18 protein-coding genes and 4 pseudogenes are annotated in these 20367 nt (G+C 70.4%); 12 read left to right on the forward strand and 10 right to left on the reverse strand.

Annotated elements, in window-relative coordinates; genetic code table 11:
• Window positions 1-27: 27 nt before the first annotated feature.
• The 7 genes and pseudogenes from ACQBAT_RS05210 to ACQBAT_RS05240 all read left to right on the forward strand — a co-directional run bounded on the left by ACQBAT_RS05210 (window position 28) and on the right by ACQBAT_RS05240 (window position 5654).
• The gene (locus ACQBAT_RS05210) at window positions 28-996 is read left to right on the forward strand and encodes a hypothetical protein (protein ID WP_420748785.1); all 969 of its coding nucleotides are present in this window, start codon (window positions 28-30) and stop codon (window positions 994-996) included.
• A 141-nt stretch (window positions 997-1137) separates the two neighbouring features.
• Window positions 1138-1629 carry a SigE family RNA polymerase sigma factor gene (locus ACQBAT_RS05215; protein WP_420748784.1) on the forward strand — a complete coding sequence of 164 codons (492 nt, stop codon included), beginning with the start codon at window positions 1138-1140 and terminating at the stop codon, window positions 1627-1629.
• The gene (locus tag ACQBAT_RS05220; RefSeq protein ID WP_420748783.1) at window positions 1622-3136 is read left to right on the forward strand and encodes a hypothetical protein; all 1515 of its coding nucleotides are present in this window, start codon (window positions 1622-1624) and stop codon (window positions 3134-3136) included. Before ACQBAT_RS05215 ends, ACQBAT_RS05220 begins: the two co-directional genes overlap by 8 nt.
• Before the next feature lie 107 nt (window positions 3137-3243).
• Window positions 3244-3723: a cupin domain-containing protein gene (locus ACQBAT_RS05225; protein WP_420748782.1), complete on the forward strand. Its 480-nt coding sequence runs from the start codon at window positions 3244-3246 to the stop codon at window positions 3721-3723.
• A gap of 136 nt (window positions 3724-3859) precedes the next feature.
• Window positions 3860-4474 (forward strand): PRC-barrel domain-containing protein, encoded by a 615-nt coding sequence (locus ACQBAT_RS05230; RefSeq protein WP_420748781.1) that lies wholly within the window; start codon window positions 3860-3862, stop codon window positions 4472-4474.
• 222 nt (window positions 4475-4696) lie between these two features.
• Window positions 4697-4822: pseudogene (locus ACQBAT_RS05235) on the forward strand (hypothetical protein); the annotation flags it as partial.
• A gap of 250 nt (window positions 4823-5072) precedes the next feature.
• Window positions 5073-5654 carry an AfsR/SARP family transcriptional regulator gene (locus ACQBAT_RS05240; protein WP_420748780.1) on the forward strand — a complete coding sequence of 194 codons (582 nt, stop codon included), beginning with the start codon at window positions 5073-5075 and terminating at the stop codon, window positions 5652-5654.
• Here ACQBAT_RS05240 and ACQBAT_RS05245 read toward each other — a convergent pair.
• Genes ACQBAT_RS05245 through ACQBAT_RS05255 form a run of 3 tightly spaced genes read right to left on the reverse strand, consistent with a single transcriptional unit; the run spans window position 5577 to window position 8172 of the window.
• A complete protein-coding gene (locus tag ACQBAT_RS05245; protein ID WP_420748779.1) occupies window positions 5577-6398 on the reverse strand; it encodes an FHA domain-containing protein in 822 nt (273 codons plus the stop codon). The two genes, ACQBAT_RS05240 and ACQBAT_RS05245, sit on opposite strands and share 78 nt — an antisense overlap.
• Window positions 6395-7576 (reverse strand): hypothetical protein, encoded by a 1182-nt coding sequence (locus ACQBAT_RS05250; protein WP_420748778.1) that lies wholly within the window; start codon window positions 7574-7576, stop codon window positions 6395-6397. Before ACQBAT_RS05250 ends, ACQBAT_RS05245 begins: the two co-directional genes overlap by 4 nt.
• Window positions 7573-8172 carry a hypothetical protein gene (locus ACQBAT_RS05255; protein WP_420748777.1) on the reverse strand — a complete coding sequence of 200 codons (600 nt, stop codon included), beginning with the start codon at window positions 8170-8172 and terminating at the stop codon, window positions 7573-7575. The genes ACQBAT_RS05250 and ACQBAT_RS05255 overlap by 4 nt, the downstream gene beginning before the upstream one ends.
• Window positions 8173-8271: 99 nt before the next feature.
• On the opposite strand from ACQBAT_RS05255, the gene ACQBAT_RS05260 reads away from it, so the two are divergent.
• Complete coding sequence (locus ACQBAT_RS05260) at window positions 8272-9171, forward strand: SDR family oxidoreductase (protein ID WP_420748776.1); 900 nt, start codon at window positions 8272-8274, stop codon at window positions 9169-9171.
• A 145-nt stretch (window positions 9172-9316) separates the two neighbouring features.
• Here the strand turns inward: ACQBAT_RS05260 and ACQBAT_RS05265 are convergent, their stop codons facing one another.
• Entirely contained in the window at window positions 9317-11068 is a 1752-nt protein-coding gene (locus ACQBAT_RS05265; protein ID WP_420748775.1) for a hypothetical protein, read from the reverse strand.
• A gap of 251 nt (window positions 11069-11319) precedes the next feature.
• Between ACQBAT_RS05265 and ACQBAT_RS05270 the strand changes: the two are divergent.
• Window positions 11320-12662: pseudogene (locus ACQBAT_RS05270) on the forward strand (IS30 family transposase); the annotation flags it as partial.
• Window positions 12663-12700: 38 nt separating this feature from the next.
• Here the strand turns inward: ACQBAT_RS05270 and ACQBAT_RS05275 are convergent.
• A complete protein-coding gene (locus ACQBAT_RS05275; protein ID WP_420746197.1) occupies window positions 12701-13528 on the reverse strand; it encodes a hypothetical protein in 828 nt (275 codons plus the stop codon).
• 34 nt (window positions 13529-13562) lie between these two features.
• Here ACQBAT_RS05275 and ACQBAT_RS05280 point away from each other — a divergent pair, with 34 nt between their 5' ends.
• A complete protein-coding gene (locus tag ACQBAT_RS05280; RefSeq protein WP_420746196.1) occupies window positions 13563-14564 on the forward strand; it encodes a serine/threonine-protein kinase in 1002 nt (333 codons plus the stop codon).
• 23 nt (window positions 14565-14587) lie between these two features.
• Here the strand turns inward: ACQBAT_RS05280 and ACQBAT_RS05285 are convergent, their stop codons facing one another.
• Entirely contained in the window at window positions 14588-15190 is a 603-nt protein-coding gene (locus ACQBAT_RS05285) for a hypothetical protein (RefSeq protein ID WP_420746195.1), read from the reverse strand.
• Window positions 15191-15280: 90 nt separating this feature from the next.
• Here ACQBAT_RS05285 and ACQBAT_RS05290 point away from each other — a divergent pair, with 90 nt between their 5' ends.
• Window positions 15281-15913, forward strand: a complete 633-nt coding sequence (locus tag ACQBAT_RS05290; RefSeq protein ID WP_420746194.1) for an HAD family hydrolase — start codon at window positions 15281-15283, stop codon at window positions 15911-15913.
• Between the two features lie 22 nt (window positions 15914-15935).
• On the opposite strand, the gene ACQBAT_RS05295 is transcribed toward ACQBAT_RS05290, so the two are convergent.
• The 3 genes and pseudogenes from ACQBAT_RS05295 to ACQBAT_RS05305 all read right to left on the reverse strand — a co-directional run.
• Entirely contained in the window at window positions 15936-16703 is a 768-nt protein-coding gene (locus ACQBAT_RS05295) for an MBL fold metallo-hydrolase (protein WP_420746193.1), read from the reverse strand.
• Window positions 16700-17387: pseudogene (gene murI, locus ACQBAT_RS05300) on the reverse strand (glutamate racemase); the annotation flags it as partial. The gene ACQBAT_RS05295 and the pseudogene murI, both read right to left, overlap by 4 nt.
• 716 nt (window positions 17388-18103) lie before the next feature.
• Window positions 18104-18721 (reverse strand): annotated as a pseudogene (locus ACQBAT_RS05305) (VWA domain-containing protein); the annotation flags it as partial.
• Between the two features lie 116 nt (window positions 18722-18837).
• On the opposite strand from ACQBAT_RS05305, the gene ACQBAT_RS05310 reads away from it, so the two are divergent.
• Complete coding sequence (locus tag ACQBAT_RS05310; protein WP_420746192.1) at window positions 18838-19356, forward strand: DNA-binding protein; 519 nt, start codon at window positions 18838-18840, stop codon at window positions 19354-19356.
• 4 nt (window positions 19357-19360) lie between these two features.
• On the opposite strand, the gene ACQBAT_RS05315 is transcribed toward ACQBAT_RS05310, so the two are convergent.
• Entirely contained in the window at window positions 19361-20365 is a 1005-nt protein-coding gene (locus ACQBAT_RS05315; protein ID WP_420746191.1) for a hypothetical protein, read from the reverse strand.
• Window positions 20366-20367 lie beyond the last annotated feature (2 nt).

A 20367-nucleotide genomic window follows, 5' to 3' on the forward strand; every position in this document is an offset into this window, starting at 1 on the left:
GTCGGTGGCTCGTGACAGAGTGCTCGCATGGTGGGGACGAACCGGGATGACCAGACGATGCTGCGGATCACGTACAGCAACCTGCGCTGGATGCTGGTCCTGCTCCCGGCGGTGCTCTTCGTGGTGACGATCCTGCCCGCGATCTACACCGGATCGCTCGAGACCTCGATCAGCGCCTACTACGGCGGCCCGGTCCGGGACGTCTTCGTCGGCGTCCTGGTCGCGGTCGCCGTGGTGCTCGTGGCCTATCAAGGCTCGACGACCTTCGAGGACTACAACCTCAACGGAGCCGGCTTCTACGCGGTCTTCGTCGCCTTCGTGCCCGCCGGGCTGGATCGGATCCTGGACGATCTGCGGCAGGCGGCCCTGCTCTCGCCCGACGGGGTCGGGCCGGTCGAGTTCGTCTGGTCGCTGCGCTTCAGCCTGACCACGGTGGTGCTGCTGTGCGGGTTGCTCGTGGGCCTGGAGATCCGCCGCACCGAGCGGGTCCGCACCCTGGTGCGCGGGGATCGGGTCACCCTGTTCTTCGTCCTGCTGACCGGTGGCACCTTGCTCGCCTTCCTGGCGCTGGCGATGTGGCAACTCTGGGTCCCGCCGGCCCATGAGGTGCGGCTCGGCGGGATCGAGCTCTCAGGCCTCCCACTGATCGGCGACCTGCAGCTGACCATTCACGATCTGGCCGCCATCTTCCTGATCAGCGCGCTCGCGGTAGTGGTGTGGAGCCACGCCTGGCCGCACGCGGTCGCGCGCAGCGCCGGGGAGCAGCTCGATCCCGATGAGATGGCCCGCCGCCGGGGCTACCAGGTGATCTTCGCGCTCATGTTGGCCGGGCCACTGGTCTCCTGGGCCGTCGCGAGAGCCTTTGCACCCGGTCACTTCGTGATCTTCCTGGAGTGGTGGGAGATCGGGCTCTTCTGCATCTTCTGGGTGCTGGAGACCCGTCGGCTCAACCACCGGGACAACGGCCTCGGGGCACAGACAGCGCACGCTGGCTGAGCACCCTGTCCGGCCACGTTCGCTCAACAGCCTCGTGAGGCCCCTCGGAGCGGCGCACAACCTTTTCGTGACGTCCTGCGTCATCATCCCCACAAGGCCGGGAACGACCGGCCCGGGATCCCTCCGGAAGGAGGTGCGCAGATGCGTCAGGCAGACGAGGACTCGTTCGTCGAGTTCGCCACGAAAGCCAAGCCCTGGCTGCTCAGCACCGCGTGGATGCTGACCGGTGACCGGCACGCCGCGGAGGACCTGGTCCAGGAGACCCTGGTCCGCGTCTACCTCAAGTGGCGCACGGTGCAGGACGGGCAGCCCTCGGCCTACGCCCGGCGCACCTTGGTCAACCTGCGCACCGACCGGTGGCGCCGGACCCGCCGGGAGGTCGTCGGTGATCCGCCGGAGGAGGCGGCGCGCCATACGGACCTCGGGGCGCAGACCCTCTCCGCGGACCTCGTGAGTGCCCTGCAGACCTTGCCCGCCCGTGAGCGCGAGTGCGTGGTCTACCGGCACTACCTCGACCTGACCGAACGAGCCACCGCCGACGCCCTCGGGATCAGCGTCGGTTCGGTGAAGGGCTACACCTCGCGAGGCCTGGCGGCCCTGCGACCCATGCTGAAGGAGGCAGACCATGTCTGAGCGGGAGATGGGAACGCTGTTGGATCGGGCGGCCGCGGGCGGTCCGGTGATGGATGTCTCGATCGACGAGGTCGTCCGCGTCGGGCGAGGACGTCAGCGGCGTCGGCGCACCATCGGTGCCGCCGGGGCAGGCGCCCTGGCCCTGGTGCTGGCCGGCGGCATCTGGTGGGGATCAGGAGCGGGCGGGCTGCTCGGCGCCGACGGCGGTGCGCCGGCCGGTCAGGTCGAGGAGCTGACGCCCGAGGAGGCGACGGAAGGCAGCGCGCAGGACCACGTCGCCCCGCCGGCGGTCGAGCTCCCGGTGGAGACCGACGTCGACGGGGACCAAGTGCGGATCTGGCGCGATGGTGAGCTGCTCACCCCCAGCGAGGTCCCGGGCGGCGACTCCGGCATCGAGGTCTACGACCTGGGCGCCGAGGGCACGGTCGTGGTGCTGCCGCTGGAGAATGACGGCGGCGGTGGCTTCTCCCTGCCGGGCGATCCGGTCGTCCGCCAGCTGGGCAGGCCGGTGATCGACTCCGCCGTCGGCCTGCAGTCCGCGGTGCGGTTGGAGGGTGCGGAGCTGAAGTGGGAGGTCCGCCTGCTGCCGGACGGCACGGACCTGCTGGGCATTCTGCAAGCGCCTGATGACGTGCAGGACGACCGCCTCCACACGACCTGGTACGACGCCCACCAGCAGACGGTCGAGACGCCCGCCGGCACCCTGGCGGTGGCACCGCAGAAAGGCCTCTGGGCGCTGACTGCCAGTGGGCAATCCCTGGCTTCGCTGGGCGAGATCGACCGCACCCTGATCGCCATCCCGCACGAGGAGTGGCAGGACGGGGTCATGGTCAAGCCCGAGGACGTGCGCGGCTATGACCTCGTGGCCGTCGTGCCTGCGGACGTCGAGCCGACGCCGTCGATGTCGCCGACGTCAGCGGTGCCGATCCAGGACGAGCACTGGACGGACATCGACGCTGAGCACCGCGCCTGGACCGCCTCGATCACGCTGCCTGAAGGAGCCCAGCTCGAAGGCACCGTCCTGGGCCTGAGCCACGACCCCGCCGTCCTGCTTCCGCTGGTGACCCGTAACGGCGACCCCTGGGACTACGGCCAGGGTCAGGTCGTCACCCTGATGGGCGAGCCCTACCTCATCGGCGCGGACTCCGCTGGTTGGCCAGAGCTGAGCCACCTCGACGACGGCACCGTCATCTCGCTGGGCAGCACGCCCGGGGAGCTGGAGCAGCAGGCGCTCACTGGCCACCGCTGGCAGTGGGAGGGCGAGGGCACGCTGTACTCCTTCGCGGGAAAGGCGATCGGCCCGGACACAATGGTCTGGATCGACGACACCCCCTCCGACGGCGATCCGTCGACGGAGGACCCCGGCGTTCGGTCTCCCTACGAGCATGCCGTCGTCCGGGGTCCCGCGGGGCCGGTCAGCCTGTTCACGCTCGCTCCCGGCGAGGCTCCGCCGACGCCCTATGTCTACTGGAGCGGCGAGGACGGCAGCACCACCCTGCTGCCCTGACCGGTCCCGCCGACCGGCGCCCGCGCAGACCCTCAGGCGTCATAGGTTGGGAGCAACCCGCCCGCAGATCAGCGTGGCGGATGACCCGATCACCGAGAGGACGCCCCATGGTCACCGACCCCGGACCCCAGCCGCACGCCTTCGACATCGAGGCGGCGACGACCGAGAACGAGACCTACCGGACGGTGGCCTGGACCGGCCGCTACCTCCAGGTCACGCTGATGTCGATCCCGGTGGGGGAGTCGATCGGGCTCGAGGCGCACCCGGAGACCGACCAGTTCCTGCGCCTGGAGTCCGGCCGCGGGCGCTGCGTCATGGGGCCCGCCGAGGACGACCTGCCCTTCGAGCAGGAGGTCGAGGATGACTGGGCGATCCAGGTGCCGGCCGGGATGTGGCACGACGTGATCAACACGGGGGAGGAGCCCATGCGCCTGTATGCCGTGTACGCACCGGTCCATCACGCTCAGGGCGTGGTGCAGCAGACGGCTGCGGACGCCGAGGCGGACGAGGCGTCCGGTCGAGACGAGCCGCCGTCGTGGACGGTGCAGCCGGGCACCGGCGCTCCGGACGAGACGGCAGGCGGGTGAGACCAGAGGGGCAGGTGGGACGCCGTCGAGGCGCCCCACCTCCCCCGTTGGGGTGGGGTGGCCCCTTCGGCGTGACGAGGGCCGCGCGGGCTGGTTGCGTGGAGGCGTAGTTCCCAACCCCGACGAAGGAGAACTCATGCGTATCACCCAGGACAATCTCGGCACTCTCTACGACGCCGAGGTCGTGGACCGCTCCGGCGACAAGGTCGGCGGCGTGCGTCAGATCTTCCTCGACGACAACACCGGCGAGCCCGCGTGGGCGACGGTGCGCACCGGCTTCTTCGGGATGAAGGAGACCTTCGTCCCGCTCGACCAGGCCGACCTGAGCAACGGGCAGATCGTGGTGCCCTTCGAGAAGGACTTCATCAAGGACGCTCCGAACGTCGACGCCGACCAGCACCTGAGCGAGTCCGAGCAGGACGAGCTCTACCGCTACTACGCCTCCGGCCGCGAGGGCGGTCACGGCGCCGATGGCCGGGTTGAGGGCGACCGCCTCGGTGACGACCGCGCCGTCCGCGACGACGGCGTGCTCGGCGAGGACCGCCCCGGCGACGACCGCGCCCTGCACCACGACGGCGTCGACGAGGGTCGCGGCCTGGAGGGCAACCCCGCGCGCGAGGACGGCCTTGAGCACGACCGCGGCTTCGAGGGTGAGCAGGACCGCCCGGTCGGCACCGACTCGCGCCGCCCCAACCTGCGCCGCCACGAGTGGAGCGACCGCGGGAACGTCAACCCCGGTCCGGAGCAGTGAGTTTCGCCTGATCGAGCGTTGAGTTGACCGTGGGCTGGCGCCCCAGGCTTAACTGCCGTTGAAAGGCCCCGTGGGTCAGCCTCCAGGCTGTTTCCCACGGGGTCTTTCACCTCCATACTGTCTCGGGTGGAGAGCGCCCGCGTGAACGTGCTCGGCAGCACGGTGCTGATGGTGAACGGACAGATCGTCCCGCTCACCGCGCGGCCCCGTTCTGTGCTGACGATGCTGGCGGTCGCCTCGCCCGAGGGAGTGTCATCCCATCGGCTCACCGAGGTGCTGTGGCCGAATGGTCCACCCCCCTCGGCCGCCAACGCGATCCAGGTCTATGTGTCCGGGCTCCGGCGCTCGGCCGAGCGCGCGGGCTGGACCGGGGACTTCATCGTGCACGCCGGTGGGGGATACCGCCTCGACAGTGCGGTCGAGGTCGATCTGCACATCCTGCGAGCCTCCACCGAGCTGAGCGAACAGTCCCTGCAGACCGGTGATGTCGCATACGTGGTGGAACTGCTCGCCGGCCTGACCGAGGCCTATCGGCACGTGCTGCTCACCGATGTAGGGGAGGGGGAGAACCGAACTACGTTCCTCGGCCCAGGCGTTGATGGACCGGGCCCGGGTCGTCTATCTCGATGCGCTGGTGCGCTCCGGCAACCCTGGCCGCGCCCTGCCCGCTTTGCTGATGCTCACCGAGGACCTGCCGGACCGCGGGGATGTCGTGCAGTTGACCGTGCTGGCCTACTACCGCACCTCGCGCCCCGCCGAAGCACTCCAGCTGCTCCGCAAGCACCGTCGCTATCTGGTGGATGAGCAAGGGCTGGACCCGGGGCCCTGGCTGGACATCCTGGAGCAGCGGATCCTCACCAATGACCTCGACCTGCGCGGCGATGAGGACCGGGCCGCGGCCGGCCCGGATCTGCTCGCGGACTGCCCGCACTGCCTCGACGACAGGTATGACGCGGTGCGCTGCGCCCAGCAGATCGGGGCGGCCGTTGCCATCCTGGCCCCCGATGCACCCGAGCCGACCGAGCTCACCCCCTGCGCGGACCGGTGCCGGGCCGAGCTCGGCGAGTGGGGCTTCCTGCGCAACGCGATGCTGGGTGCCTTCTCAGTCGCGACGACGCAGCATGATCCGCGTCCACCCTCCCAGGTACACCCGGTCGTCCTCGTCAATGAGGACCCGTAGCCCGCTCTCGATCGGCTCCACCGGCAGATCTAGCCCGACCGTGGAGACGTAGGTCCCGTTCGAGGTGTCCAGGTCCTCGACCCACCACCGCTGCCCGTCCGAGGTCAGCTGGGCGTGGCGCACGGAGACCCCCATGTCGGTCCCGGCATCCAGGTCCGGGTGCAGCCCGCGCGCCACGTTCGTGCGCCCGATGACGACATTGTCCGAGGTCAACGCGATGACCTCGGACAGCCCGGCGTCGGGCACCGGCTGATCGCTCTCCCGCGTCGCCGCCCAGGCATGGTCGACCCAGACCTCGGCCACCCACTCCGCGCTCTCCTCGCGCGAGGGCGGCAGCGTCTCGGCCCGCTCGTGCGCGACGAACTCCTCCGCCGCGCTGGGTGGCGTCGGGGGCGGCACCGTCGGTCGGTGTGGCAGGTCCTCCGCCGGCAGCGCCAAGTCCTCCGGCCGGGTCGGCAGCTCGATCTCGTCAGCGTCGCGCCGGGGATCGATATACGCCTCGTGCGGCTCGGCCGCCTGCATCGACGTCGGCCGGGGGACCGGGGCCTGGTCAGGGTCGGGCGTCTCTGGGGCGACCCCGGTCGTGAAGTCGTAGCCGCACGCCCCGCAGAAGGGTGGCTCGCCGACGGTGGTCGCGTGGCAGTTCGGGCACTCGACCGCGGTCTCCTCCGGGTGCGACTCCGGGCCGATGGGGCGCGCCGGCTCGGTGCGGCCGCCCTTCTCCGGGTTGCGGTGCGGGCTCACGCGTCCGGCCTCAACTCACCGAGGTAGGCCTCCTGCGCCGCGATCAGCGCCGCCGCCCGCTGGATGTCGGCTGGCCGGTTGTGCAGGGACTCCTTGGCGGCCGTGAGCATCCCGGCCAGGTCGACGCTGGTCGGCGCACCGCACCCGGCCAGCGTCTTGGCCAGCCGCTCCGCGCGGTCGGCGAGGTCGGCGTACTCGGCCAGCGCGGCGGCATACGTGATGTGGGCCTGGTCCAGCGCTCGCCCGACCCGCTCCAGATTCGCCATGTATGCCGTGAGCTCATCCTCGCCCTCTGGCACCTCTCCCAGGGCGGACACGTCCGGTATGCCGAGCCTGGGGGCCGGGTGCACCGTGTTGAGCACGCGCTCGGCGAGGCTGCGGACCGCCTCGCCCTTGGCGACCAGGTGGTCGCGTTCGCTGCTGGCCTGGTCGGTGGTGGCGCGAGCGTGGGCCTGGGTGGCGGCCGCGATGATCAGGTCGCGGTCGATGGCGGCGAGCCGAGACTCCAGGTCGCCCACGGTGGCGAGCGACTCGGCACTCTCGCCCGGCAGGCCCTCCACCTCGGCCTCGACGGCCGACAACCGCTCGGTCACGTCGTCCCCGGGGTGGTCGGCGTCGTTCGCGTCGTCGAGCCGGGCGTCGTCCCGTTCGTCTCCACCGGCGGACCCCGCGGCCTCGCGATCGTGCTCGAGCTGGGCGCGGACCCGCTCGGTGTCTGCGGTCAGCGCCGCGACCCGCTGGTCGAAGGGCAAGTCGTCGTCATCGGTGTGCAGCCGTGCTCGGAGCGAGGCGGCCAGGGCATCGGAGAGCCGTACCGCCTCCGGCAACGCGATCGCCAACGCCTCGGCGTCGCCGTCGGGTAGCTCGAGCAGGCCCCAGATGAGCTGGGCGATCCAGTCCCGCTCCCCATTGCCGGCCTGGGCATCCTGCCAGGTGGACAGCAGCAGGTCGTGCCGCTGGGCGATCGCGTGCCACAGCGTCATCGAGGCCGTGACATCGATGTTCAGCGCATCCCGGTCGTCGTGGGTGCGGGTGAGCGCATCGAGAGCCCCGAGCTCGTGCTCGCGTCGCATCCGCCACCGGGCCAGCTCCGAGAGATAGTGGTCGATCGCCCCGTCCTCCGGGGTCATCCCGGGGCCAGCGGGCGGGGCAGGAGCAACGGCATACCTGCTGGTCACGGGGTCTCCTTGGAGGCGGGATCGGGGCGGGAGGCGTCGAGCACCTCGTGATTCGGGTCGGGCTGCTCCGGGACGGGGACGCGGGGGATGCCGTCGTCCCCGACCTCGAGGCCCTGATCCTGCACGACCTCCTGGTCTAGGTCCTCGGCGCTGATCGCGTCGTCCTCGACGAGTTCGACGGGGGAGGTGCGGGTCGCGAAGCGGTCGACGATGACCTGCAGCTGACGGTCCAGCTCCTCCTCGTCCCCACGGTGCGCGGCGTCATAGGCGTGGTCGAGGGTGAGCCCCAGCAGGTCGAGCTGGTCCACCAGGACGAGCACGGGGGCGTGCCCGCCCTGCGGTGAGTGGCCGTGCGCGAAGGGGGTCGGCAGCCTCAGGTAGGCACCGACCGACTCCGCCAGCCAGGCGATGGTGCGGGCGGCGAGCTCGCGGGCACGGGCGGAGTCGCTGACGTCGATCAGGTCACGGGTGCTGCGGACGGTGCGCCGAATGCGCACCCGCAGCACGTCGGACAGAGCGGGGCCGACCAGGAGCGGCTCCTGCTCGTCCACGGCCCGGCGCAGCGCCTGGCTGCCCGGAAGTTCATCCTCGGTCACGCATCCTCCAGGGGTGAGGGACCCGACCATTGTGCCTGCACGGGGTGAGGGTGTCGCTCCAGCGAGCACACGGCATACGGGCGGGGTTGTATCGAGGGTATGGCGACCAAGGACCAACTGACCTTCGATGACCCGACGACCCGGCACCCCCGCATCACCCCGCCTGAGCAGGACCAGCCGATGCCCGGGCTGGACTCCGAGCTGGAGCCCAAGGCGGACCGCGGCGAGAAGAGCTATCGCGGGACCGGGCGGCTCGAGGGCCGCAAGGCCTTCGTGACCGGCGGCGACAGCGGGATCGGTGGCGCGGTCGCGATCGCGTACGCGCGCGAGGGCGCGGATGTGGCGATCAACTACCTGCCCGAGGAGCAGGAGGACGCCGACACGATCGCGAAGCTGATCGAGAAGGAGGGGCGCACCTGCGTGCAGCTGCCCGGCGACGTGACCAACCGGGAGACCTGCGACCGGCTGATCGAGCAGGCCGTCGAGGGACTCGGCGGGCTGGACGTGCTCGTGGTCAACGCCGGCAAGCAGGTGAGCAAGCCCTCCATCGAGGAGATCACCGACGAGCAGTTCGACCTGACCGTCAAGACCAACATCTACGCGATGTTCTGGATGTGCCGGGCCGCGGTGAAGCATCTGCCCGCCGGGTCCTCGATCATCCTGAGCAGCTCGGTGCAGTCCTACAGCCCCAGCGATCACCTGCTCGACTACGCCATGACCAAGGCCGCGATGAACAACTTCGGCAAGGGGCTGGCCAAGCAGCTGGCACCCAAGGGGATCCGGGTCAATATCGTCGCGCCCGGCCCGATCTGGACGCCGCTGCAGGTGGTCGAGGGCCAGCCGAAGGAAGCGCTGCCGGAGTTCGGCGTCGGCCAGCCGATCGGGCGGGCCGGGCAGCCGGTGGAGCTGGCGCCGGCCTATGTCTTCCTCGCGTCGGCGGAGAGCAGCTATGTGATCGGGGAGACGTTGAATGTCAACGGTGGGGCGGACAGTCCCTGATCGAGCTGGAGCGTCCGGGCGGGAGCAGTGAGGCGCACTCGGCTCGGGCACAACAACAGCGAAGGGCCGCCGGTCGAGCTGACCGACGGCCCTTCGCTGGGTGCTGGTGATCAGCATGGCGCTGATCAGGGGGACATCACGGCTCCTACTGGTAGGAGACGAAGTCGGGGAGCGGGTCGACGTAGGTCATGGTCTCCTCGGCGGAGAGCATCGGAGTGTCCTCGTCGTAGAAGTTCTTCCAGCCCCAGTACTTGATCGAGGGCGCGTAGTCGTGCAGCGCCCGCCAGGTCGCCTGCTTGTCCGGCTGGGCGCCCTGCCCGTCGGCGTGGATGAGCACGGCGAGCTCCTCGCGGCTCTGGTCCACGGTGTCCACCTCCGGGATCATCCGCAGCTGGAACATGTGCAGGACGAGCACCTTCTGGGGCAGGTCGTTGTCCCGGGTCAGGTCGGCCAGCCAGGTGATGACCTCGTTGACCTCCTCCACCGACACCGTGCCGATCTGCTGGAGGTGCACCTGGTCCGGGCGCAGCCGCCACTCAGGGTCGAGGGCCAGGCCGACGTGTGGGAGCAGGAGCAGCTCCTCGTAGCGCTTGGCCTGGGTGAGGAAGTCGTTGCGTCCGGGCTGGAGGTCCAGCACGACATACATGTCGTGCTCGGCGGCCAGGTCGATGAGCGGGCGCAGCTCGGACATGGGCAACTCGTTGGAGTAGTTGCCGTCCGCGCCCGGGCCCGCGCTCGCGACGGTCGCGATGATCTCCAGCGTGGGGATGACCGTCTCGTCGGTGAGCGGCTCGTACCAGCCCGCGTGCTCTTCGGCCCGGGTGATCGTCTGCTCGATCGGCTGCTCGCCGAGGACACCGAGGGAAGGCGTCGACGGGGTGCCGTAGAGCGCGATATAGGTCTTGCCCGGGAGCGCCAACTGACCGCCTCCGGGCAGCTCGACGCCGGTGCGGGCGGTGGCGACCTTCCAGCCCAGGGAGTCGTCATCGCCGAAGACGTCGCCGAGGCCAAGGATCGAGGTGGACTCGTCGTCGGCCAGGGCCTGCACGGTGTCGCTGGTCGCCCGGGGGTCGCCGAGGCTCTCGACCAGGACCGTCGCGCCGGCGGCCCGGGCGACGCCGAGGGCTGCGACATCGGAGGTGGCGCCGGTGCTGAGCACCGTCACGGTCGACGCCTCTGCCGGTCGGCTGGTGGACGGGAGCTCGTCGCGGTCGCTGGTCAGCGGCGCGGCTGTGCTCCCGGCGCCGTCCTCCGTCTGCGCTGCGTCGTCACCCGTCTGCTCTGCGCCGTCCCCCGGTGCGGGCACGTCGGCAGCACCGGACAGCACGAGCAGCTGCGGTGAGTTCGGATCCATCTCGGCCAGCGTGCGAGCTGCCTCCGAGCTGTCCACCGTGACTGCCTCGGCCTCGATACCGAGCAGCCGGGCCAGGTCCTCGTCGTCGGCCGGGACGACCACGTCGATGCCGGGGTCGTCGACGGGACCGATGGCCAGCGCGACGTCCGCCCCCAGTCGGTCCACCTCCTCGGCGGCACGGTCGCCGTCGATGACGACCGGCACGCCGAGCGCGACCGCTGCCGAGGCTGCGCGCACGGCGCTCGCCTCATCGTCTGCGGCGAGCACCACCACGGGGGCGGACTCGAAGAGCCGCTGGGTCGTGCCCGCTGCGAGCTCGGCGACGGAGTCGCCAGGGATGACGGCGGTCCCCTCGGACGCGGTGGCGAGGGTCGCGGTCAATGCTGCCGGCTCACCCTGGCCGTTCGAACTGCCATCGGGACCCGAGCCGTTCGAGCCCGCACCGGAGCCGCCCGTGCTGTCCGCCCCGTCGCCATCCGATCCAAGGAGGTCGCAGGCGGTCATCGTCAGGAGCGAGGCCGCGAGAGTCCCCGCGATCGCCACCCGACTCACCCGCTGAGCGCCCTCTGACGCACGACCGGACCGACCCATGTCACCTTCCTCCCTGCTCAGCCCCGGGAGCGATCGTCGGATCACTCCCGGGGCTCGAGACTAGGCGGATTCAACTGGTCGTCGCAACACCTTGATCTCGGAGGTGGTCGACGATGGCAACGACAGACTGGAGCAGGAAGACCAGCGAGGCGCCGCAGGAGCTTCGCCGGCAGTGGCGTGCTGATCGAGCATTGCGGCCGGCGATGCGCTCGCCCGGGCGGCCTGATCCCTCTCGGGTGGTGCAGCGGCAGTTCCGGCGCTTGATCGCTACTGGGGTCACGACGGTGGAGGCGTCGCTGGCGGTGGGCGTGTCGTGGCCGGTCGGTGCCCGCTGGTTTCGTCACGCTGGCGGCATGCCGCCGATCTGTCTGAGCGAGCCCACCGGCCGCTATCTGAGGTTCGAGGAACGTGAGGAGATCGCGATCCTGCGCGCCCAGGGCAAGGGCGTGCGTGAAATCGCCCGCGTGATCGGGCGTGACCCGGGCACGATCTCACGCGAGCTTCGCCGCAACGCCGCCACCCGCGGCGGTAAGCAGGAGTACCGTGCGACGGTGGCGCAGTGGAAGGCGCAGCAGGCTGCCAGGCGGCCCAAGACCGCCAAGCTGGTGCAGAACGAACGTCTTCGCGAGTACGTCCAGGACCGGCTGGCAGGCAACGTGCGCCGACCGGACGGCACGATCGTGGCGGGCCCGACCACGCCTGCCTGGAAGGGCGTGAACAAGCCGCACCGGGCGGACCGGCGGTGGTCGCTGGCGTGGAGCCCGGAGCAGATTTCTCACCGGCTGCGGATCGACTTCCCTGATGATGAGTCCATGCGGATCAGCCACGAGGCGATCTACCAGTCGCTGTTCATCGAGAGCCGGGGCGCACTCAAGCGCGAGCTGGTCGCTTGCCTGCGGACCGGCCGCGCGCTGCGGGAGCCGCGGGCCCGTTCGCGGAACAAGCCCCAGGGCCACGTGAGCGCCGATGTCGTCCTGAGCGAACGTCCCGCCGAGGCCGAGGACCGGGCTGTGCCCGGACACTGGGAAGGCGATCTGATCATCGGAACCGGTAGGTCGGCGATCGGCACGCTGGTCGAACGCAGCAGCCGCTCGACACTGCTGGTGCATCTGCCCAGGTTGCAAGGGTGGGGCGAGAAGCCGTGCGTGAAGAACGGACCCTCGCTGGGTGGGTACGGTGCCGTCGCGATGAACGCCGCACTGACGGCCTCGATCACCACGCTGCCCGAGCAGCTGCGCAAGACCCTGACCTGGCGGGGGGTAAAGAGCTCTCCGGTCACGCGCTCTTCACCGTGGAGACCGGCACCAGGGTGTTCTTCGCCGACCCACACTCGCCGTGGCAGCGACCGACCAACGAGAACACCAACGGTCTGCTGCGCCAGTACTTCCCCAAAGGCACCGACCTGTCCCGCTGGTCCGCCGAGGACCTCGAAGCCGTCGCCCACGCGCTCAACAACCGGCCCCGCAAGGTACTGGGATGGAAGACACCTGCAGAGGTCTTCGCCGAACAGCTACGCTCCCTGCAACAGCCCGGTGTTGCATCGACTGGTTGCACTCAAGCTACGTGCCGCACCTGTGCGGTCGGTCAGCGGCGGTCGTCCTTCGGCGGGGCCCACGGCTCATCGGGGTTGCCGGGGCTCTGCTGCTGGCCATAGCCCTGCTGGTCCGGCTGCCCATAGCCCGACTGACCCTGATCCCCAGAGCCCGACTGGCCATAACCCGACTGGCCGTACGGGGGCTGCTGGGAAGCGCCATACCCCTGGGCCGGGGTGTCCTGCGGTGCGTCACCCGCGCCGCCGTAGCCCGGGCCGCCGTAGCCCCCACCCGGGCCGGCCCGGTAGGAGTCCTGCGCGCGCTGGTCGCGCGAGCGGCCGACGAGCCACAGGATCAGGCCGACGATGGTCAGGATGCCCAGCGGGATGAGCGCCAGGCCGGAGAGTGCGGCGCCGACGATGGCGATCAGGAAGGTGCCGGAGATCGGTCCGCTGACCGCGGCGTCGCTGTCGTCGCAGGCGATCGTGTACGTCCCACCGGAGGTGGCCGTGAACGCACCGGCGACCCGCACCTCCGACCCATCCCCGAGCTCGGCGAGCGCATCGTCGGACTCGACGGTCACGTTCTGCCCGTCGGGCCCGGTCACCGTGCACCCCGGGTCGGCGGAGCTAGGGGTGAGCAGCACCCGCATCGACCCGGCCTCCATCTGGACCTCGGTCTGGCCCTGGACCGGGTAGGCCTGGGTGTCCATCTCGTTCGCCAGCCGCCCCAGCGACAGGAAGGACCAGATGAGCACGGCCGCCGCCAGCAGCGAGAGCACGAGCCCGATGAAGAACATCCACTTGCCCGCGGTGCGCATACCGCTGCGGCGGGGAGGGACCGGCGCGTTGCCGTACGCGTAATTGCTCGGAGCAGTCATGGGTTCACCGTACCTACTCCTTAGGGTGGTCACCGTGGGAGAGGTGCTCGGCGGACGCTACGAGCTCGTGGACCCGCTCGGCGAGGGCGGCGCGGGCGTGGTGTGGCGTGCCTGGGATCACCGCGAGTCCCGGTATGTCGCAGCGAAAGTCATGCGTCAGGCCGATGCTGCCTCGTTGCTCAGGTTTGTGCGGGAGCAGGCGGTGCGGATCGAGCACCCGCACGTGCTCACCCCGCTGGGCTGGGTGGGCGAGGACGACCGGGTGCTGTTCACGATGCCGATCGTGCGGGGTGGGTCGGTGGCGACCTTGGTGGGGGATCACGGTGGGCTGCCGGCTGGGTGGGTGGCCACGCTGCTCGACCAGACCTTGGCCGCGCTGGAGCAGATCCACGCCCAGGGGCTCGTGCACCGCGATGTGAAGCCCGCCAACCTGCTGCTGGATGCCACCGGGGCAGGGTTGCCGCACGTGCGACTGGCCGACTTCGGGATCGCGGCCGCGGTGGACCAGCCGCGGCTGACGCAGGTGGACCACGCGGTCGGGACGGTCGGTTATGCGGCGCCTGAGGCTTTGCTGGCGGGCTGGGATCCGGACCCGCGGGCCGACCTCTACGCGGCCGGGATGACGGCGGCAGAGATGCTGCTGGGACAGCGCCCCGATGCCGAGGGCGGTGGGGATCTGGCGAGCACGCTGGTGCGGGCGCACGTGCCGAGCCCCCTCGCCGGGGTGGTGCTGGACCTGACCGCATCCCGACGCGAGGACCGGTATGCCGACGCCTCCTCCGCGCGTGCCGCCCTGTCCGCGACCGGTCTGGTGGGGGAGTCCGAGCAGGGCTGGGAGGCAGCGGAGGTCGAGGTCTTCGACCAGGTCCCCGACCTGCCCGAGGGTTGGGGGACCGAGGGCAGCGTGGCTCACCTGGACGCCGCGGATCCATCGACCGGGAACGGCGATGCCCGCCCCGGGATGGGGGCGGGCATCGCACTGCTCGTGGTCGGCCTTCTGCTCGTGCTGATCGCGCTCGTGGTAGCGCTGACCTGATCAGGGGCGCTGCGGCATACGGGTCAGGGGCGGCTCCGCAGTCCGATCAGGATCGCCCCACCGGCGGCGAGCAGGACGCCGATCCCGCCGAGCACCCAGACGAGCGGGGAGAGGCCACCCTCGTCCGCCCCGGTCTCACCGGAGGCCTCGACCTGGTCCGTGGCGGCAGGCTCATCCGTCGCGCTCGCACCGTCGTTGCTCTCCGCCGCGCTCTCCTCGGGGCCCTCCGTCGCACCGCCTTGATCGCTGGCCTCGTTCGTGTCCGTGCCCGCCGTGGTGGCGTCGCCGTCGGGGCCGGAGGCGTCCCGGTAGACCGGCGAGATCGGCTCGCCGACAACGTCGACCGTGAGCAGATAGGTGAACGGCGTGGAGCTGACGGAGGTGTCGGAGGAGACCGTGACGAAGTAGTTGCCTTCGGCATTGGCCTGTGTGTTCCGGCTCTGCCTGGACAGCGAGATCACACCCGTGCTCGCGATCGCCCGGGTCTGGTCCGCGAAGCCGAAGTGGATCCGGCTGTTGTCCGAGGAGTTCGGGTCGGGACGGTCATTGAGGATCTCACCGCGCTGCGGCGTGATGATGTTCATGTCGAGCATGGGCGCCCAGTTGCTGCCCCCGCCCGAATACACGTCTGGCAACTCGCCGGGCGGGCAGCTGCGCAGGCATGGCGCCAGCCAATCAGTCGCACACCGCCGCGTCGAACCGGTTACCCTCGCGGCATGACCCGGCGAGCCATCTGCTTCGACCTCGACGGAACCCTCGTGGACTCCCTCGGCGACATCATCAATGCCTTCCGGGCCGCCATCGCGGAGCAGGGGTTCCCGCCGCCGGCGGCGCACGTGGTGCGTCCCCTGGTCGGCCTCCCGCTGCACGACATGTTCGCGACACTGGCCCCGGAGGGTGACGCCGACGTCATGAGTGAGGCCTACAAGCGGATCCACCGGCAGACCTTCACCGAGACCTCGACCCCCTTCCCCGAGGTCGTCGAGGTGCTCACGGTCCTGCGTGACAAGGGGTTCGCCCTCGCGGTGACCACGACCAAGGACACGCCGATGGCTCGCGAGCTCGTGACCGCCCTCGGTCTCCTGCCCCACCTCGACCTCGTGCAGGGCACGGACGGCTTCCCCGCCAAGCCCGCACCGGACGTCGTCGACCACGCGCTGCGGGCGATCAGCGCCGAGGGCACGTGGATGGTCGGGGACACGACGCACGACATCGGCGCCGGCCAGGCGGCTGGGCTGCGCACCTACGCGGTGTGCCGACCCGAGGGGACGCACGACCGCCTCATGATCGAGGCCGCGGGTCCCGACCACGTGGAGGAGTCACTCCTGCCGCTGCTCGACCTCGTCTGAGGCAGGGCGAAGGGGGTCGATCTCAGATCTCGTAGGTGGCGTCCGGCCGGGCGAGCTCGACCTCACCGGGCCACACCTGCGCGGCCTCGGCGCGGCAGACCTGCGGGTCGTTCCACGCGGGGATGTGCGTGAGCATCAGGCGCCGGACCCCGCCGGCGGCCACGGCAGCCTCGGCGGCCCGCCGCCCGGTGAGGTGGATGCCCCTCGCCTCGTCGCGTCCCTCGACGAAGGCCGAGTCGGCGAGCACGAGGTCGGCGTCGGCGAAGAGCGGACCGAGCGCGTCGCAGGAGTCGGTGTCGCCGCTGTAGGCCAGCACTACACCGTCAGCCTCGACCCGGAGCCCGTACGCCTCGACCGGGTGGTCGACGAGGAAGGGCCGCACGACGAAGGGCCCGATGTGCGTCGGCACGCTCGTGGAGAGGCGACGGAAGTCGAGCACGCCGTCCATCCCCCCTTCGTCCAGACCCTCGTAGGACGCGGTGAGCCGCTCTGCGGTGCCGGCCGGCCCGTACACCGGGAGTCGCCCCGAGGCGCTCCCCGCGGGGTCGTAGGTGCGGGTGACGTAGAGCCCGGTGACGTCGATGCAGTGGTCGGGGTGCAGGTGCGACAGCACGACCGCGTCGAGGTCGGCGAGCGCGGTGTGCCGCTGCAGCGCGCCGAGCGCGCCGTTGCCCAGGTCGAGGACGAGACGCCACGTACGACCCTCGTGCTCGGCCGTGAGCAGGTAGCACGATGCCGGTGAGTCGGGTCCGGCGAAGGAGCCGGAGCACCCGACGACGGTGAGCCTCATGCCTCGTCTCCCGTGTTGCCGATGACGGTCGCGACCTCGGGTCCGAGGAAGCGGCGGGCCAGCGACCTGAACTCGTCCGGGTCCCCCGTCGTGGTGAACCCGTGCACAGGCTCCGGGAGGGAGTCCGGCCGCAGCAGCCCGCGGTCCGCAAGGACACGGTAGACGTCTTTGGCGGTCTCCTCGGCAGATGAGACGAGGGTGACACCCTCACCCATGACGTAGGAGAGGACTCCGGTGAGCAGCGGGTAGTGGGTGCAGCCGAGGACGAGCGTGTCCACGTCCACCTCGCGAAGGGGGTCGAGGTACCCGTGCGCGACCTCCAGCACCTCCGGGCCGGACGTGGTCCCGGCCTCGACGAGCTCGACGAAGCGGGGGCACGGCTGGGAGTACAGCTGGGCCGTCGGCGCCGCCGCGAAGGCGTCCAGGTAGGCACGGGAGCGGTGCGTGCCCTCGGTGGAGATCACGCCGATGCGGTCGTTGCGCGTGGCGAGCACGGCCCGGCGCACGGCTGGACGGATGACCTCGACGACCGGCACGGAGTAGCGCTCCCGCGCGTCGTGCAGCACCGCTGCTGAGGCGGTGTTGCACGCGATGACGAGGACCTTGACGCCGTGGTCGACGAGCCGATCGAGGCACTCGAGCGCGAACTCGCGGGGCTCGTCGATCTGGGCCTGGACCGCCTGGCCGAAGCGTGCGGGCACCGAGAAGAAGTGCACCTCACCGGGGATGATTTCGACCTCCATCGTGGTCCCGGGCTCGACGTCCAGGGCATTGTTGAAGGAGTCGCCAGGGACGCCGTCGCGCTCTGGCGGATCAACCGCCTGCATGGTCTGCCAGCCCTCGGCAAGCTGTGGGCCAGGCTGCGGATCGTCAGTCAGGGCAGGTGTTTCGTTGACGAGCAGCTCGACGGCGAGGCCTTCGGTCACGGAGTAGCCCGAGACCGGTTCTGCGGTGAGAAGGAGAGTGTCATCGGTCTGGCACGGTGCGTCCTCCTCCGGCGTGGAGGAGGCCACGCGCGTGGTCCCTGTCAGGATTGAGGTGCCCGCGTCCATCCCGAAGGCCGTGGCTCGGTGACTGTCGCAGGACTGCCCATCCATGGTCGTGAGCTTCAGCTCGAGCATCGCGATGGAGCGCCGCGGAGCCTGCGCCCTCGCGCCGACCACGAGACCAGTACCAGGATTGCTGCGCTGGATCAGATAGTGCTTGGGTGAGCCGATGGCGCCGATTCGGTCGGTGTACTGACCGGGTGTCAGCTCCGGAGCGCCCTCCTGCGTCAACGTGCCCTCGACCGGGGTGCCCTCGATGCTGAAGGGGCGGAAGGCGCGGGTGGACACGCGAGTCAGGACGGAGGTGAGGCTCTCGGTGTCCTCGGCGTCGTAGTAGGTGCCACCGGCCGCCTCGGCGATGCACTGCAGCTGTGAACGGGCGGCATCATCCACCCCGAAGCCGACGGTGTGCACGACCAGGTCCAGCCCATCGGCAGTGATCTCCTCGGCGACGTCGCAGGGGTCAGGGTCACAGGTGGCGATGCCGTCCGAGACGAGCAGGACGGTCCTCTTGCCGTCCGGACCGAGGTCCGCGGCAGCGTCCTGCAAGGCCAGACCGATGGGGGTCTCCCCCGTGGGCGTGTAGTCCTCCACCGCGCTGCTGAGCGCGGAGGCATTGCCGGAGCCGATCGGCACGACCAGTTCGCTGTCCGTGCACTTCTGCTCCATCGGCTGGTCCACCGGAACTGACCCGCCGAAGATCCGCATCCCGACCTCCTGCTCTGGATCCAGGTCATCGATGACGGCGTTGAGCGCGCTCTTGGCGGCCTCGATCCGCGGCGTGCCCTGAGCGTCCGGGTCCTCCATGGAGCGGGAGCCGTCCACGAGCAGCAGGAGCTTGGGATCCTCGTCGTCGTGGTCACCCGTCGTGGACGTCGCCATCGTCGAGGCTGCGGTGCTGGCCCAGCCCATCCCCGCCGGCGCCAGGGTCAGCACTGCGGCTGAGGTGGCGGCCAGAAGTCTGGTGCGCATGGTCGTTCCTCTCAGGATCGAGTAGTGTTTGCTATGGCAAACATAGAGTGTTTGCAATCGTAAAGTCAAGCGTTCGTGCACGACTCCGAACCCAGCCCTCCGGGAAGGACGTCACCGTGAGTGAGGTCGAGCAGAATCTTCAGGACCAGGCTCGCATGTATGGCGAGCCCCTCGCCGAGATCTTCGGCCGGCTCACCACCGCCCTGTCGATCTCGCAGGCGCACCTCGCCCGGACGCTGGGCATCTCGGCGCCGATGCTCTCCCAGCTCCGGTCGGGGCGACGGGTGAAGATCGGCAACCCAGCGGCGCTGCGCCGACTGGAGGCGGTGCAGGAACTGGCCGAGTCCGTGCGGTCCGGCCAGACCGAGGTGACGGAGGCGCAGGGCCGGCTCGACGGCATACGGGACGAGACGACCTGGAGCACCACCCGGTTGGACGTGGAGCCCCGGCGGGACCTGGCGTCCGAAGCTGCGGCGATCAGCGGTCTGCTGCGCTCGGTTGCCGACGGTGCCGATCTCGCGGCGGCGGCGCACCTGCTGGAGGAGGGGCAGCCGGGGTTGGCGGAGGTGCTGCGGGTCTACGGGCTGGGGGAGGCGGCGGAGGCGGAGGCGCACCTGCGCCGCCATCGGGGATGACGGCTCAGCGGTAGGTGGTGCTGCGGTCGTCCTCGGTCTCGTCGTCCTCCTCGTCGGCGCTGATCACCTTGCCGTCCTCGTCGACGTAGACGAGCGCCCCGGAGCGCAGGAGCTCGGCGATCTCCTCCTCGGAGAGCTCGTCGAGCTCCTCCTGGGTCATCTCGACGTAGAAGTCCTGCTCCTCGGCGTAGGCGTCGCCCTCCTCGAAGTCGGCGTCCTCGAAGTCGACGTCCTCGTCCTCCTCGTCCCCAGCGCCCGCGTGCGCGACCGCTGCACCGGCGCCCACCTGATCCGCCGGGTGCTGTGAGGGCCGGTTGTGGTCCCACCACTCCTCGGCGCCCTCGGCGGGGGGCTGGGCGAGATCGATGTCGCCGTCCGCATCCTCGTCCTCGGGGTCCTCGTCCTGACCTTCGCCGCGACGGGACAGGAGGAGCAGGACCCCGCCAAGCAGGGTCAGGGTGACGCCGGCGAAGGTGCCCAGGCTGCCGAGCATGAGCGCGCCCAGGCGCAGGAGCGCCGAGGCGGGCTCGACCTCGGGGGCGACGACGACGCCCATGCCGGTGCAGGTGACCTGGTGGGTACCGGCCTCCTGCGCCCGGAAGTGGCCGATGACCTGGAAGCGGGCGAGCGGGTTGTCCAGACCGACCCGCTTGTCCTCATCGCGCAGGTGGCTGACGGGAACCTCACCGCCGGGACCTTCGACGTGGCAGACGATCTGGTCGACGGGAGTGGGGGAGATCTCGCCGGGGGCGACGATGCCGCCGGTGACGTAGAGCGTGCGCTCGGTGCCCGACTGCACGGTGATCTCGGCGGAGCCGTCGAGCAGCTCGGCCGAGTTGGAGGTCAGATGGTTAAGCATGCTGCGGGTGGTCAGCCCGCCGAACAGGGTGACGATCAGCGACACGATCAGCAGGATCGCGCCGACCTTGACCATCTTGCGCCCGGAGCGGCGCAGCCGGCCACGGCTGTGGCGGCGCGCACGCGGGTGCTCGGGTTCCTCCTGGGACATGA

This window comes from Ornithinimicrobium pulveris (assembly GCF_050261105.1).
GTDB lineage: Bacteria > Actinomycetota > Actinomycetes > Actinomycetales > Dermatophilaceae > Ornithinicoccus.

Excerpts from the sequence above, each read along its gene's own strand:
- ACQBAT_RS05260 (WP_420748776.1), top strand. The coding sequence starts at position 8,272 with ATGGCGACCAAGGACCAACTGACCTTCGATGACCCGACGACCCGGCAC.
- ACQBAT_RS05275 (WP_420746197.1), bottom strand. The coding sequence starts at position 13,528 with ATGACTGCTCCGAGCAATTACGCGTACGGCAACGCGCCGGTCCCTCCC.
- ACQBAT_RS05290 (WP_420746194.1), top strand. The coding sequence starts at position 15,281 with ATGACCCGGCGAGCCATCTGCTTCGACCTCGACGGAACCCTCGTGGAC.
- ACQBAT_RS05240 (WP_420748780.1), top strand. The coding sequence starts at position 5,073 with ATGGACCGGGCCCGGGTCGTCTATCTCGATGCGCTGGTGCGCTCCGGC.
- ACQBAT_RS05225 (WP_420748782.1), top strand. The coding sequence starts at position 3,244 with ATGGTCACCGACCCCGGACCCCAGCCGCACGCCTTCGACATCGAGGCG.
- ACQBAT_RS05315 (WP_420746191.1), bottom strand. The coding sequence starts at position 20,365 with ATGTCCCAGGAGGAACCCGAGCACCCGCGTGCGCGCCGCCACAGCCGT.
- ACQBAT_RS05230 (WP_420748781.1), top strand. The coding sequence starts at position 3,860 with ATGCGTATCACCCAGGACAATCTCGGCACTCTCTACGACGCCGAGGTC.
- ACQBAT_RS05220 (WP_420748783.1), top strand. The coding sequence starts at position 1,622 with ATGTCTGAGCGGGAGATGGGAACGCTGTTGGATCGGGCGGCCGCGGGC.
- ACQBAT_RS05210 (WP_420748785.1), top strand. The coding sequence starts at position 28 with ATGGTGGGGACGAACCGGGATGACCAGACGATGCTGCGGATCACGTAC.
- ACQBAT_RS05295 (WP_420746193.1), bottom strand. The coding sequence starts at position 16,703 with ATGAGGCTCACCGTCGTCGGGTGCTCCGGCTCCTTCGCCGGACCCGAC.
- ACQBAT_RS05215 (WP_420748784.1), top strand. The coding sequence starts at position 1,138 with ATGCGTCAGGCAGACGAGGACTCGTTCGTCGAGTTCGCCACGAAAGCC.